Raw genomic sequence first — 14337 nt, forward strand, 5'->3', positions numbered from 1 at the left:
AGCTCCTAGCTCTCTAACTCGATATCGATGCCCAGCGAGCGGATTTCCTTCACCAGTACATTGAAGGATTCCGGCATGCCTGCCTGCATGGTGTGGTCGCCATCCACGATGTTCTTGTACATCTTGGTGCGGCCTTCGACGTCGTCCGATTTGACGGTGAGCATTTCCTGCAAGGTGTACGCAGCACCGTAAGCTTCCAATGCCCATACTTCCATCTCACCGAAACGCTGACCACCGAACTGCGCCTTACCGCCCAATGGCTGCTGGGTAACCAGTGAGTAAGAGCCGGTAGAACGTGCGTGCATCTTGTCGTCTACCAAGTGGTTCAACTTCAGCATGTACATATAGCCGACGGTTACCGGGCGATCGAACGCCTCGCCGGTACGGCCATCATAAAGCGCCATCTGACCAGAGTCAGGAATGCCCGCCAGACGTAACAGGTGCTTGATCTCATGCTCCTGCGCACCATCAAAGACCGGTGTCGCCATCGGCACCCCGCCTTTGAGGTTCTTCGCCAGCGCGATCACTTCCTCATCGGTCAGTGAGCTGATGTCTTCGACGCGGGTTCCCGGCGTGTTGTAGATTTCGCCGAGGAAATCGCGAATTTCCGACACCTGCTGATCCCGTGCATCACGCAGCATGGCATCAATTTTCATGCCCAGGCCACGAGCTGCCATACCCAGGTGGGTTTCCAGGATCTGACCAACGTTCATCCGCGACGGTACACCCAGCGGGTTCAGCACCACATCGACCGGCTCACCGTTATCATCAAACGGCATGTCTTCGATCGGCATGATGGCCGAGATAACACCTTTGTTACCGTGGCGCCCGGCCATTTTGTCGCCTGGCTGGATGCGACGTTTGACGGCCATGTAAATCTTGACGATTTTAAGAACGCCCGGTGCCAGATCATCACCCTGGGTCAGCTTGCGCTTCTTGTCTTCAAAGCGCTCGTCCATTTCCTTGCGACGGTTTTCCAGCTGTTCATCAGCCTGTGCCAGCAGTTCGTTGTAGGCTTCATCCTGCATGCGCAGTTTGAACCACTGTTGGCGCGGCAATTCGTCAAGGTAGGCGTTATCGAGCACATCACCTTTCTTAAGGTTAGGGCCGCCGTTAACCACCTGACCTTCCAGGGTGCGCTGCAGACGTTCAAAGGTGGCGTCTTCAGCAATGCGGTAAGTTTCCTGAAGATCCTTACGCACTTCGTCCAGCTGCATCTGCTCGATGGCAATGGCGCGGGCGTCTTTCTCTACGCCGTCACGGGTGAACACCTGAACGTCAATGACCGTGCCTTTCATGCCGGTGGGGGCACGAAGGGACGTATCTTTAACATCCGACGCTTTTTCACCGAAGATGGCACGCAGCAGCTTTTCTTCCGGCGTCAGCTGGGTTTCGCCTTTTGGCGTTACCTTGCCGACCAGAATATCGCCGGGGCCAACTTCAGCACCGATATAAACCACACCGGCTTCGTCCAGCTTGGAAAGCGCCGACTCACCCACATTCGGAATATCCGCCGTGATGTCTTCCGGGCCCAGTTTGGTATCCCGGGAAACACAGGTCAGTTCCTGAATGTGGATAGTGGTGAAGCGGTCTTCCAGCGCCACCCGCTCGGAAAGCAGGATGGAATCTTCGAAGTTGTAACCGTTCCACGGCATAAAGGCGATGCGCATGTTCTGACCAAGCGCCAGATCACCCATATCGATGGACGGGCCATCTGCCAGGATATCACCACGCGCCACATCATCACCTGGACGCACAATCGGGCGCTGATTCATACAGGTGTTCTGGTTGGAACGGGTGTACTTGGTGAGGTTGTAGATATCTACGCCCGCTTCACCACCGATAATCTCGTCTTCGTTAACACGAACCACAACGCGGCGCGCATCAACAGAATCAATCACACCACCACGCCGTGCGACGGCGCAGACGCCCGAGTCACGTGCAACGAAGCGCTCCATACCAGTACCGACAAGCGGCTTGTCAGCACGCAGGGTGGGCACCGCCTGACGCTGCATGTTCGCACCCATCAGGGCGCGGTTAGCATCATCGTGCTCAAGGAACGGAATCAATGCCGCCGCCACGGAAACCACCTGGCGTGGTGAAACGTCCATCAGCGTGACCTGCTCAGGACGCATGAAGGTAGTTTCCCCACGGTGACGCACCTGAACCAGGTCATCACTCAGCTTGTTGGTTTCATCCACACCGGCCGACGCCTGAGCGATAACAAAGTCACCCTCTTCAATCGCCGATAGATGCACGATATCGTCCGTTACCTGACCGGCATTAACCTTACGATAAGGCGTTTCGAGGAAACCGTAGCTGTTGGTATGACTGTAAGTCGCCAACGAGTTTATCAAGCCGATGTTCGGGCCTTCCGGTGTCTCAATCGGGCACAGACGACCATAGTGCGTGGCGTGTACGTCGCGCACTTCAAAGCCGGCACGCTCACGGGTCAAACCGCCTGGGCCGAGTGCAGAGACACGACGCTTGTGAGTTACCTCAGAAAGCGGATTGTTCTGGTCCATAAACTGAGATAGCTGGCTGGAACCGAAGAATTCTTTCACCGCTGCCGCTACCGGCTTGGCGTTGATCAGATCCTGCGGCATCAGGCCTTCGCTTTCTGCCATGGAAAGGCGCTCTTTAACCGCGCGCTCTACACGAACCAGGCCGACACGGAACTGGTTTTCCGCCATTTCGCCAACGCAGCGAATACGGCGGTTACCCAGGTGATCGATATCATCAACGTCACCAAAGCCGTTACGGATATTGATCAGCTCACGCAGCACGTCGAGGATATCTGTCTTATCCAACACGCCGGAACCGGTGTCTCCTTCACGACGCAGGCGACGGTTAAACTTCATGCGCCCAACGTTGGAAAGGTCATAACGATCTTCAGAGAAGAACAGGTTATTGAACAGCGTTTCAGCGGCATCCTTGGTGGGCGGCTCACCCGGGCGCATCATGCGGTAAATTTCTACCAGTGCTTCCAGCGCCGACCCTGTCGTATCCAACTTCAAGGTGTCGGAAATGAACGAACCACAGTCCAGATCATTGGTGTAGAGCGTTTCAATATCGGTGATACCGCTCTGAGCCATCGCCTCCAGCACTTCAGGCGTGATTTCGGTATTACAGGCAACAATCAATTCACCGGTCTTGGCATCCACCTGGTCTTTTGCCAGTGTTTTGCCAAACAGGTATTCCATTGGCACATCCAGACGTTCCAGTCCGGATTTCTCCAGCTGACGGATGTGCTTCTGGGTAATGCGGCGGCCTTCTTCAACAATCGTACTGCCGTCAGCATCCTTAATATCGAATGTCGCTGTTTCACCGCGCAGACGAGACGGCACCAGCTTCACAGAAAAGCCGGACTTCTCAATGTGGAACTGGCTGGTTTCAAAGAATTCGCCAAGGATCTCTTCAGTGCTCATTCCCAGCGCACGCATCAATACTGACGCCGGTAGCTTTCGACGGCGGTCGATACGTACAAAGACGTTATCTTTGGGATCGAATTCGAAGTCGAGCCAGGAACCACGGTAAGGAATGACCCGCGCAGAATAGAGCAGCTTGCCTGAAGAGTGGCTTTTGCCTTTATCATGATCGAAAAACACACCGGGCGAGCGGTGGAGCTGGGAAACAATAACCCGCTCAGTACCATTAATGACAAAGGTACCGTTTTCTGTCATCAGGGGGATTTCCCCCATGTAGACTTCCTGCTCCTTGATATCCTTGATCGCTTTATTTGACGAATCACGATCATAGATAATCAAACGAACTTTGACACGGAGCGGTGCGGAGTATGTCACGCCGCGAAGCTGACACTCCTTGACATCAAACGCCGGCGTGCCAAAGCGGTAGCTGACATACTCCAGCGCTGCGTTTCCTGAGAAGCTCTCAATCGGAAACACAGACTTGAACGCCGCGTGCAAGCCCACTTCGTGCCGCTCGTCAGGCGAGCGGTCTTGCTGGAGAAAACCGTAATAGGAATCAAGCTGGATGGCCAACAAGTAAGGCACATCCATTACTTGGGGCAGTTTGCCAAAATCCTTGCGGATGCGTTTTTTCTCAGTATATGAGTAAGCCATCTGTATTCCCCAGCTTGTTCACCATGGGTGACCGATGCGTGGTCATCTGCCCCGCGGGCGTTTCAGACGCAGACAGCAAGCTCCTAAAAAGGGTAGCTCGCCGTCAAAAATCTAGAATTCGTTGCGTTGTAATGACAACAGGTAGTGATTACATATCATCGAGTCACGAACGCGTCTACTGCAACAGCTGCATCGCTGTTGCAGCAGAAAAAGGCCGGCAGCGGGATTTTCCCGCCACCAGCCGCGGAAGCTTACGCAGCGCGAAAGCCATCGAGCCACAAGTTACTTGAGCTCGACGCTTGCGCCCGCTTCTTCCAGCTTCTTCTTGGCTTCTTCAGCATCGTCCTTGGACATGCCTTCTTTGATGGTCGCCGGAGCGCCGTCAACGGCACCTTTAGCTTCCTTCAGGCCAAGACCTGTCAGTTCACGAACCGCTTTGATGACGTTAACTTTCTTGTCACCAGCAGCCGTCAGAACCAGGTCAAATTCAGTCTGCTCTTCAGCGACTTCTTCGCCACCGCCACCAGGGCCGGCAACGACAGCGGCTGCTGCAGAAACACCGAATTTCTCTTCCATTGCTTCGATCAGTTCTACAACTTCCATCACAGACATTTCAGCGACGGCGTTGATGATATCGTCTTTGGTCAGTGCCATTGTTTCATTCCTAACTTTGCGGGAGTCTCGGTAGCCCGATGACTCAGGATTCATTGCTCGTATCAGGCAGCTAATGCTGCCAGCAAAAGAAAAAGTGGCTTATGCCGCTTCTTCCTGCTTCTGGTCGCGTAGAGCGGCCAGAGTACGAACCAGCTTGCCAGCGGAAGCTTCTTTCATTACCGACATCAGTTTGGCAATTGCTTCGTCGTAAGTCGGCAACGTTGCCAGACGGTCGATGTCAGCAGCCGGGATCAGCTCACCTTCGTAGGCCAGTGCTTTCACTTCGAAGTTCTGATCTTTCTTCGCGAACTCTTTGAACAGACGAGCAGCAGCGCCCGGATGTTCCGTAGAGAATGCCAACAAAGTAGGACCGACGAAGCTCTCGACCAGGCACTCCCATTGAGTACCTTCGAGGGCACGACGTGCCAGCGTGTTACGAACAACACGTACCTGGACGCCATTCTCACGCGCCTGCTTACGCAGATCGGTCATTTTGCTGACCGTAACGCCACGAGAATCGGCAACTACGACGGAGAGAGCGTCTTTAGCCGCTTCACTGACTTCGGCAACAATCGCTTTCTTGCCTTCAAGTGCTAGTGGCACAGTGATCACTCCTTCGTGCCGAAACCTTAAAGCAGGTTCCGGTGGTTACCATCTCTTTCGGTTCATTAGAACTGAAGTTATTCCAGTTCACGACGCCGAAAGCCTAAGGGATGGTGCTCACCAGAGAATGGCTTGGCTAATAAGCTTTTACCAACTGGCGGCAACACCATCTGCGCAGGTGATTTTACTCATTAAGTCACGCATCAAACGCAACGCCTGCGGTCTTTGACGGCGCCCCACATCAGACATGCTCTTCAATCAAATGCAGGGACCGCAAAGTTCTTGCTCTTTACTACCGTCACGCACTCCCGTAACAGGGAGACACTCGATTTATACGTAAGCCGAGTGATCGACAGTCAGGCCGGGACCCATTGTCGTGGACAGCGTCATTTTCTTTAAGTAGATGCCTTTGGAAGCGCTCGGCTTGAGCTTTTTCAGATCGCCGATGAGCGCTTCGATGTTGCCTTTAATAGCATCTGCATCGAAATCTACTTTACCAACTGTCGTGTGAATAATACCGTTCTTGTCAGTACGGAAACGCACCTGACCGGCTTTAGCATTTTTCACAGCAGTGGCAACATCAGGTGTTACCGTGCCAACTTTAGGGTTCGGCATCAGGCCGCGCGGACCCAGGATCTGGCCCAGCTGACCCACAACGCGCATGGCGTCTGGCGAGGCGATGACGACGTCAAAGTCCATCACACCTTTCTTTACCTGTTCAGCCAGCTCTTCCATACCCACGATGTCAGCACCGGCCTCTTTAGCAGCGTCGGCGTTTGCACCCTGAGTAAAGACAGCAACACGCACGTCTTTACCGGTACCATTAGGCATAACGGTAGCACCGCGAACCACCTGGTCAGATTTACGCGGATCAACACCTAGGTTAATCGCAACGTCAACAGACTCTTTGAACTTGACCGTAGACAGCTCGGCGAGCAGCGCTACCGCTTCATCAACACTGTAAGCCTTGTTGGAATCGACTTTTTCACGAATCAGCGTCGCGCGCTTTGAAAGTTTAGCCATGATTACAGACCCTCCACATTTAGGCCCATGCTACGAGCGCTGCCCGCGATGGTACGCACAGCGGCATCAAGATCAGCAGCCGTCATATCAGGCTCTTTCGTCTTAGCGATTTCTTCGAGCTGTTCGCGAGTGACAGTACCCACCTTCTTCTTGTTCGGCTCACCAGAACCGGACTTGATGCCGACTGCCTTCTTGAGCAGCACAGCAGCAGGCGGCGTTTTGGTGATGAAGGTGAAACTGCGATCAGAGTAAACAGTGATCACAACAGGCGTTGGCAGACCAGGCTCAATATTCTGAGTCTCGGCGTTGAACGCTTTACAGAATTCCATGATATTCACGCCGTGCTGACCCAGCGCAGGGCCGACGGGCGGACTTGGATTGGCTTTACCTGCAGCAACCTGCAGTTTGATGTAAGCCTGTACTTTCTTGGCCATAATTTACTCCAATTGGGTAATAGCGCCTTGCGGCTCCCCGGTGACGATTAACTGGCGAAGCCAGCCAATAAAAACAACACAAAAATGCCTTACAAACATCGAACGCCAGCCGACAAAAGTCGACTGACGAAGAAAACGTAACAATTACTCTTTTTCAACCTGAGAAAACTCAAGCTCTACCGGTGTTGAACGACCAAAAATCAGCACGCTGACATGCAGGCGACTTTTCTCGTAATTAACCTCTTCCACTACACCATTGAAATCAGCAAACGGACCCTCAACAACGCGAACCGACTGACCAGGCTCAAACATTGTCTTCGGACGCGGCTTATCCACTCCATCTTTAACACGATGCAGAATGGCATCAGCTTCACGCGTGGTAATCGGCGCAGGCTTTTCTTTCGTACCGCCAATAAACCCCATCACCCTTGGCGTTTCATTCACCAGGTGCCATGTCTCGTCAGCCATTTCCATCTCAACGAGAACGTAACCGGGATAGAATTTGCGCTCACTCTTGCGGCGCTTACCATCACGAACTTCAACAACTTCTTCTGTCGGCACCAGAATCTCGCCGAAGCGATCTTCCATGCCATATATTTTTACACGCTCAAGCAATGAGCGCATGACATGCTTTTCGAAGCCGGAATAGGCGTGTACAACGTACCAACGCTTGGACATGAAAACTCCTAACCGATAACGCCGGACATCGCCCAGCTGAGAAGCGTGTCAATCAACCACAACACCAGACCAACCACGAGAACAGCCACCAGCACGATAGCGGTGGTTTGAATAGTCTCAGGGCGGGTCGGCCACACGACGCGTTGAATTTCTTTTTTGGCTTCTTGAGCCAATACCACAAGGCTTTTACCTTTTGCCGTCATCAGCGCCATGGCGCCGGCAGCTACACAGAACACCACAACACCTATGACACGATAAAGCAGCGCCACATCAGCAAAAAAGGTATTACCTACAACGGCTACCAACAAAAGCGCTACGACCACTGCCCATTTGAGCCCGTCATGACGCGACTGTTGCACCTCAGCGCCATGCTTTACAGAACTAGGCTTCATAAAACGAGACTCCTCAGGGTGCAGCGAACGATAAAGGAATTCTTGAGAGGCACGCCAACTTGGGGAAAGCTGGCAGGCCAGGAGGGAATCGAACCCCCAACCTGCGGTTTTGGAGACCGCTGCTCTGCCAATTGAGCTACTGGCCTGTATCACAGACAGACAAATAACGCTGCCTGATTGGGGGCGCCATCATAGCGAAGGACTCACCACTTGACAACCCCTTCCCCTACCTTCAGGTCATCATTTTACAGATTCGCTGAAAGCAGTGAAAAAAAAAGCGAGCGTGGCTCGCTTTTTCGGATTATGGAGCTCATGGACGGAATTGAACCGTCGACCTCACCCTTACCAAGGGTGTGCTCTACCCCTGAGCTACATGAGCATACTGCACAAAACTACACATTGCACAAAAACAATGGAGCGGGTGGCGGGAATCGAACCCGCACCATCAGCTTGGAAGGCTGAGGTTCTACCATTGAACTACACCCGCTTAACAAAGATGCCAGAAGGCTTAGCGTAACACCCGTGACAACATTGTCTTAATAAAATCTGGTGGAGAGGGAAGGATTCGAACCTTCGAAGCTTTCGCGGCAGATTTACAGTCTGCTCCCTTTGGCCACTCGGGAACCTCTCCAGCATGGCGGCATATTCTGCCTTATTCCGATATATTGTCAAGCTGTTTAGCTTTTTTATTTATCACTAACAACAAGCTAAAGCGTTTTGACTGACGATACTGGCTGTAAGCAATGTATCGCTTCGGAACGCGCAGCATTGTGTCAAAGCAACATGGAAAATGCAAGCGCGGCACGTATTTTTTCCAATGAAACAGGGCCTGGCACTTCTGGTGCACCCGACATTTTCCCCGTGCGCTCGGCAGAGGTTAGCGGAAAGCTTGCTTCAAGACCTCCATACACCATATCAGGCCATACGGCATGCGGCACCTGCACGCCGCGCGACACAACACGAGCATCGCCACCGGTCAGTAGCATCGGCAATGCCACACTCTGCTGGTCACACACCTCGCTATAGATACGATTAATCGCACTCACAGCGGCCATATAAATACCGTGGTTAACAGCCTCTACCGTCCGCCTACCTGGCTCAAGGAGCTCAGCTGCCTCGCTTTCCGGATCAATAGCGACATTACGTGTCCCCAGTTTGAGACTCTCTTTCATCAACCTGAGACCGGGAATGATATATCCCCCAAGATGATAGCCACCGGGCAGGACAAAATCGACGGTAATGGCACTTCCGCAATCCACGGCACAGCAGCCTCCTGCCAACTGGTAACCCGCCAGCGCTCCCATCCAGCGATCCACACCCAATCGCTCTGGCTCTTCATAGCCGTTCACTACGCCTAGCGCCTCATGGGTTGAGCGCGCCACAAATACGTTTGGCACACGGTTGCGCAATAGCTTAACCGTATCATCCAATACTGCCTTACGTGCGACACTGGAAATGCGCACGGCCTCAACGACATCAAGGTCTGGAATATCGGCACCCGGGCGCCACTCTTCCCGGGTCCAGACCGCACCTCTCGAACGAATCTCACTGCTTTCGACGTCTTTCAATCGCCACTTGGACAACGTATTGCCAATATCAAGATCAAGTATCATAGGCGCCTACGTATGCTGATTTCACCACCTGCAAGGCGCCGCGAATGACCGTTTTCGTCACTGACCCACAGATTACCGTTGGCATCCGCCTCCCCAGCTATCGCTTCAATACTCTGCGAGCCCTGCAAAACATTAATAGGCAGATTGGCAAAAGCATGACGCTGATTCCATCCCGCCTGCCAGGCACTGAAGCCTTGCGTTTCGAAGGTCGAAAGCATTGTTAACAGCCCTGCGATCATATCTGCTGCCAGCTGATTACGACCAATATCCGGGCATATTTCCTTAAGCGTGGTTACTGGCTGATCAATTGCGTCTCGCATTGCCTGCGGCAGGCATAGGTTCATGCCAATACCAATGACGACCTCGCAGGGGCCAGCCGCATCGCCGGTGACCTCAATCAGAATACCTGCCAACTTTCCAAGCTCATCATTCTGGTTCAGGAGCAGGACATCATTGGGCCATTTAAGCTTGGCATGCGCCCCCTGCGCCTCCAACATCTGAGCCACCACCACGCCTACTGCCAGGCTTAGCCCTTCCAATGCGGCAACACCACTCTCAAAGCGCCAGCCTACTGACAGCAACAGACTTTGCCCCCAGGGGGTGACCCAGGCACGTCCACGACGGCCACGCCCAGCCGTCTGCGATTCAGCCAGACATACTTCGCCGTGGCCCGCGCCCTGCTGAAAGCGCTCACGTAAAAGCGCATTACTGGACACCAGCTGATCCTCCACCAGCAGGCGCGACAGCAAATGACGGGCTTGCGCAGGAAGATGCGCCACAATCGCGGCGCCATCAAGCGGCTCAATCGGCTGCTCAAGACGATACCCTCGCCCTTTCACTGCTTCGACTGCAACGCCCATCGCTTCAAGTTTTTTCAGCTGTTTCCACACAGCCGCTCGCGAGATACCCAGAGCGTTACCCAATTGTTCGCCGGAATGTACACTTCCGTCGCTTAATAAACGCATCAGATTACCGATGGTCATAGTGTCGCCCAAGCCGGGAAAAACCTTATCTTACCGGATGCAATGAGCCAGCGAAAACACAACCACGTACGACTATTCGCTACAGCACTTTAATACAGACTTAAATACAGTACTGGTAGTAGACCGCTCCGACCCCCTATAATGCTGCCCTATTTTTCTAGCAGGATCGCGTCGTGATCGAGAATCTCCGTAACATTGCCATTATCGCCCACGTTGACCACGGTAAAACTACCCTGGTTGATAAACTTCTGAGTCAATCCGGCACTCTGGACCGCAAGGCCGAAGGCCAAGAGCGGATCATGGATTCCAATGACCAGGAAAAAGAGCGTGGCATTACCATTCTGGCCAAAAACACCGCTATTCAATGGCAGGACGGTAATGGCAAGGATTACCACATCAACATCGTAGACACGCCTGGACACGCCGACTTCGGCGGTGAGGTCGAGCGGGTTATGTCCATGGTGGATTCGGTACTGCTGCTGGTCGACGCCGTTGACGGCCCTATGCCGCAAACGCGTTTCGTGACTCAAAAAGCCTTCGCGCAAGGTCTGAAACCTATCGTCGTGGTCAACAAGATTGACCGCCCGGGCGCACGTCCTGACTGGGTTATTGATCAGATTTTTGATCTGTTCGACAACCTCGGCGCCTCTGACGAGCAGCTCGACTTTCCGATTATCTACTGCTCGGCACTTAACGGCATTGCGGGCATGGACCCTGAAGAACTGGCTGACAACATGGACCCCATGTTCAAGTCGATTGTTGATATTGTCGAGCCACCCAAAGTCGAAGCTGACGGCCCGTTCCAGATGCAGATCTCCGCTCTGGATTACAACAGCTATGTGGGCGTTATCGGCCTGGGCCGTGTTTCTCGCGGCAGCATTAAACCCAGCCAGCAGATCGTCGTGGTGACCAAAGAGGGCAAGACGCGTAAAGGCAAGATCGGGCAGGTCATGACCCACATGGGTCTCGACCGGGTACAGACTGACGAAGCCACAGCAGGCGACATCATCTGCGTTACCGGCATTGAAGACCTGGCCATTTCCGATACCTTGTGCGATCCGGCCGCTGTAGAAGCCCTTCCGCCGCTATCGGTTGACGAACCGACGGTATCCATGACGTTCCAGGTCAATGACTCGCCATTTGCAGGTAAAGAAGGCAAGTTCGTGACTAGCCGTAATATCAAGGATCGTCTGGAGCAGGAACTGATTCACAACGTTGCCCTGCGCGTTGAACAGGGCGAAACGCCGGAAAAATTCAAGGTTTCCGGACGTGGTGAGCTGCATCTTTCCGTACTGATTGAAACCATGCGTCGCGAAGGTTTCGAGCTGGCGGTGGGTCGCCCGGAAGTTATCATCAAGGAAATTGATGGGGTTAAACAGGAGCCTTACGAAGAAGTCATCATCGACTGTGAAGAGCAGCACCAGGGCGCCATCATGGAAGAGCTGGGCTACCGCAAGGGCGAAATGACTAACATGAACCCGGATGGTAAGGGACGTGTACGTCTGGACTTTATCATTCCTGCTCGCGGCCTGATTGGCTTCCGTGGCCAGTTCCTGACCCTGACCTCGGGCACCGGCATCCTGACCAGCCGTTTTGACCATTACGGCGCACTAAAACCCGAAGCCTCCATTGAGCGTCGTAACGGCGTGCTGGTTTCCATGGTCGGTGGCAAGGCGCTGGCTTATGCGCTGTACGCCCTGCAGGAACGCGGCAAGCTGATTATCGATCACGCTACGGAAGTTTACGAGGGCATGCTCATCGGGATTAACAACCGCGCCAACGATATGGTGGTTAACCCGACCAAGGGCAAGAAACTCGACAACATGCGCTCAACGGGTAACGATGAAAACATCGTGTTGACGCCGCCGATCAAGTTCACTCTTGAGCAAGCCATCGAATTCCTGGATTCCGATGAGCTGGTCGAAGTCACGCCAAGCCATATCCGTCTGCGCAAGAAGCACCTGACAGAGAACGAACGTAAACGCGCCAGCAAGAGTTAAGCCACGCGCCCAAGCGTTTTCTCAACATATCCGTTGATGGAACCTTCTGGATAAAACCCGCACTTTTCTGTGCGGGTTTTTTTTGAACTGCAATTCATCCTATTCGCAAAATACTTCCCTTAACGCAACCTAAACGCTAGATGGCTAGAAAGGTTGGCCAAACTGGCGCAAAGTAAGCGGTTAAATGACGTATTGGAGCGTCAATCTCTGGTTTACAGACTGTTTTTACAGACTAGTTTACAGATTGGGGTTACAAATTGTGTAACACGCCAATTTTAATACATACGCTTGATATTTTTCGCCACTTAAACAGGCGAGAAGACCCTGGGACCTTCCATGACACCACTAATTGAAGTGCAACACGTCAACAAGGCCTTTGGTGGCCTGCATGTCATTAATGATTGTTCGATTGAGGTCGCTAAAGGGTCTGTCACTGGCATGATAGGCCCCAATGGGGCGGGTAAATCGACACTGTTCAACCTGATTGCCGGTTCACTGACACCGGATAGTGGTCTGATACGCCTCGACGGTGAAGATATCAGCGCGCTTAGCGCAGACCAGCGTTTTCATAAGGGATTACTGCGCACCTTTCAGATTGCCCATGAATTCAGTCACATGAGTGCACTTGAAAACCTGATGATGGTGCCATCTGATCAGCCCGGTGAAAATCTGTTTACCGCCTGGTTCAAACCCGGGGTCGTGCGTTCCCATGAAGCTGAAGTGCAGCGCCGGGCACTGGAAGTGATCGATTTTGTCGGGCTTCACCACGTTCGCAACGAACTGGCGGGTAATCTTTCCGGCGGTCAGAAAAAACTCCTGGAGCTCGGCCGCACCATGATGACCGACGCCAAGGTGGTGTTACTTGATGAAATTGCAGCGGGGGTCAACCGCACCCTGCTCGGCGACCTGATGGGCAATATCGAACGCCTGAACCGTGAAATGGGTTATACCTTCCTGGTGATTGAGCACGACATGGAGATGATCGCTCGCTTGTGCGATCCGGTCATTGTCCTGGCTCAAGGTAGTGTGATGATGGAAGGCAGTATCGAAGAGGTACAGAACAACCCTGAGGTGATTGAAGCTTACTTTGGCGGCAGCGCCGCCTAGCATTTCGCGGATCATCGCTTTTCAGATGACGTTTATTATACAAGGTGAGAGTTCCAGACCATGCCATTATTGGAAGCACGGGATGTGTACGGTGGCTACGGCAGCATGAACATCCTTAATGGGGTCAACATGACGCTGGAAGCCGATGAAGTCGGTGTGATTGTCGGCCCTAACGGGGCAGGCAAATCGACCATGCTGAAAGCTATTTTTGGTCTTCTGAATGTTAATCAGGGCGATATCCTATTGCATGGAGAACCTATTCAGAATCTGGCGCCTAACAAGCTCGTTCAGCGTGGCATGGGGTTTGTGCCCCAGGAAAAAAACGTCTTCCCCAGCTTGTCCGTTGAGGAAAACCTGGAGATGGGCGCTTTTCTGAAACCGGCTAACGTGAAACGCATGCTCGCGCAGGTTTACGAGTTTTTTCCGCCTTTGAAGGAAAAGCGTCGCCAACCGGCGGGTGAGCTCTCCGGCGGCCAGCGCCAGATGGTCGCTATGGGCCGGGCACTGATGGCTGAGCCTACCCTACTGCTGCTTGATGAACCCACGGCAGGCCTATCACCGCTTTACATGAACGAAATTTTTGACCGCGTCAAAAAAATCAACGCCGCAGGCGTCGGCATTCTCATGGTCGAACAGAATGCCAAACAGGCTCTGGCGATTGCCGACAAAGGTTTTGTACTGGCCGCCGGCCAAAACCGCTTTACGGATACCGGGGAGGCTTTACTTGCCAACCCCGAAGTCGCCAAAAGCTTTTTGGGCGGCTAGCCC

At 53.2% G+C, this 14337-nt stretch carries 12 protein-coding genes and 4 tRNA genes; 3 read left to right on the forward strand and 13 right to left on the reverse strand.

What is annotated here, in order from left to right:
* Positions 1-5: 5 nt before the first annotated feature.
* From rpoB to ACU6TU_RS15245, 13 genes are all read right to left on the reverse strand, one after another.
* Entirely contained in the window at positions 6-4082 is a 4077-nt protein-coding gene (gene rpoB / locus ACU6TU_RS15185; protein ID WP_447142211.1) for a DNA-directed RNA polymerase subunit beta, read from the reverse strand.
* A gap of 282 nt (positions 4083-4364) precedes the next feature.
* Complete coding sequence (rplL, locus tag ACU6TU_RS15190) at positions 4365-4736, reverse strand: 50S ribosomal protein L7/L12 (RefSeq protein WP_447142212.1); 372 nt, start codon at positions 4734-4736, stop codon at positions 4365-4367.
* A gap of 99 nt (positions 4737-4835) precedes the next feature.
* Positions 4836-5339, reverse strand: a complete 504-nt coding sequence (gene rplJ, locus ACU6TU_RS15195) for a 50S ribosomal protein L10 (RefSeq protein ID WP_447142213.1) — start codon at positions 5337-5339, stop codon at positions 4836-4838.
* Between the two features lie 330 nt (positions 5340-5669).
* Entirely contained in the window at positions 5670-6362 is a 693-nt protein-coding gene (gene rplA / locus ACU6TU_RS15200) for a 50S ribosomal protein L1 (RefSeq protein ID WP_447142214.1), read from the reverse strand.
* Positions 6363-6364: 2 nt separating this feature from the next.
* Positions 6365-6796, reverse strand: coding sequence for a 50S ribosomal protein L11 (gene rplK / locus ACU6TU_RS15205; protein WP_100820722.1), 432 nt, complete (start codon positions 6794-6796; stop codon positions 6365-6367).
* A 144-nt stretch (positions 6797-6940) separates the two neighbouring features.
* The gene (gene nusG / locus ACU6TU_RS15210) at positions 6941-7474 is read right to left on the reverse strand and encodes a transcription termination/antitermination protein NusG (RefSeq protein WP_447142215.1); all 534 of its coding nucleotides are present in this window, start codon (positions 7472-7474) and stop codon (positions 6941-6943) included.
* An 8-nt stretch (positions 7475-7482) separates the two neighbouring features.
* Entirely contained in the window at positions 7483-7866 is a 384-nt protein-coding gene (secE, locus tag ACU6TU_RS15215) for a preprotein translocase subunit SecE (protein ID WP_447142216.1), read from the reverse strand.
* Between the two features lie 70 nt (positions 7867-7936).
* A tRNA-Trp gene (locus tag ACU6TU_RS15220) sits at positions 7937-8012 on the reverse strand.
* A 158-nt stretch (positions 8013-8170) separates the two neighbouring features.
* Positions 8171-8245 (reverse strand) — tRNA-Thr (locus ACU6TU_RS15225).
* Between the two features lie 34 nt (positions 8246-8279).
* Positions 8280-8353, reverse strand: a tRNA-Gly gene (locus ACU6TU_RS15230).
* Positions 8354-8413: 60 nt separating this feature from the next.
* A tRNA-Tyr gene (locus ACU6TU_RS15235) sits at positions 8414-8497 on the reverse strand.
* A gap of 142 nt (positions 8498-8639) precedes the next feature.
* Entirely contained in the window at positions 8640-9479 is an 840-nt protein-coding gene (locus tag ACU6TU_RS15240) for a type III pantothenate kinase (RefSeq protein ID WP_447142217.1), read from the reverse strand.
* The gene (locus ACU6TU_RS15245) at positions 9476-10462 is read right to left on the reverse strand and encodes a biotin--[acetyl-CoA-carboxylase] ligase (RefSeq protein ID WP_447142218.1); all 987 of its coding nucleotides are present in this window, start codon (positions 10460-10462) and stop codon (positions 9476-9478) included. The genes ACU6TU_RS15240 and ACU6TU_RS15245 overlap by 4 nt, the downstream gene beginning before the upstream one ends.
* A gap of 173 nt (positions 10463-10635) precedes the next feature.
* Between ACU6TU_RS15245 and typA the strand changes: the two genes are divergently transcribed.
* The 3 genes from typA (at position 10636) to ACU6TU_RS15260 (ending at position 14334) form a co-directional block, all read left to right on the forward strand.
* A complete protein-coding gene (gene typA, locus ACU6TU_RS15250) occupies positions 10636-12462 on the forward strand; it encodes a translational GTPase TypA (protein WP_447142219.1) in 1827 nt (608 codons plus the stop codon).
* A gap of 336 nt (positions 12463-12798) precedes the next feature.
* Positions 12799-13569 (forward strand): ABC transporter ATP-binding protein, encoded by a 771-nt coding sequence (locus ACU6TU_RS15255; RefSeq protein WP_447142220.1) that lies wholly within the window; start codon positions 12799-12801, stop codon positions 13567-13569.
* A 60-nt stretch (positions 13570-13629) separates the two neighbouring features.
* Positions 13630-14334, forward strand: a complete 705-nt coding sequence (locus ACU6TU_RS15260) for an ABC transporter ATP-binding protein (protein WP_447142221.1) — start codon at positions 13630-13632, stop codon at positions 14332-14334.
* Positions 14335-14337: the final 3 nt, after the last annotated feature.

Source organism: Halomonas sp. LS-001, assembly GCF_052983955.1.

Bases quoted from the DNA above. Each gene is read 5' to 3' on its own strand.
- rpoB (WP_447142211.1), bottom strand. From the start codon at position 4,082: ATGGCTTACTCATATACTGAGAAAAAACGCATCCGCAAGGATTTTGGC.
- rplL (WP_447142212.1), bottom strand. From the start codon at position 4,736: ATGGCACTGACCAAAGACGATATCATCAACGCCGTCGCTGAAATGTCT.
- rplA (WP_447142214.1), bottom strand. From the start codon at position 6,362: ATGGCTAAACTTTCAAAGCGCGCGACGCTGATTCGTGAAAAAGTCGAT.
- rplK (WP_100820722.1), bottom strand. From the start codon at position 6,796: ATGGCCAAGAAAGTACAGGCTTACATCAAACTGCAGGTTGCTGCAGGT.
- nusG (WP_447142215.1), bottom strand. From the start codon at position 7,474: ATGTCCAAGCGTTGGTACGTTGTACACGCCTATTCCGGCTTCGAAAAG.
- secE (WP_447142216.1), bottom strand. From the start codon at position 7,866: ATGAAGCCTAGTTCTGTAAAGCATGGCGCTGAGGTGCAACAGTCGCGT.
- ACU6TU_RS15240 (WP_447142217.1), bottom strand. From the start codon at position 9,479: ATGATACTTGATCTTGATATTGGCAATACGTTGTCCAAGTGGCGATTG.
- ACU6TU_RS15245 (WP_447142218.1), bottom strand. From the start codon at position 10,462: ATGACCATCGGTAATCTGATGCGTTTATTAAGCGACGGAAGTGTACAT.
- ACU6TU_RS15255 (WP_447142220.1), top strand. From the start codon at position 12,799: ATGACACCACTAATTGAAGTGCAACACGTCAACAAGGCCTTTGGTGGC.
- ACU6TU_RS15260 (WP_447142221.1), top strand. From the start codon at position 13,630: ATGCCATTATTGGAAGCACGGGATGTGTACGGTGGCTACGGCAGCATG.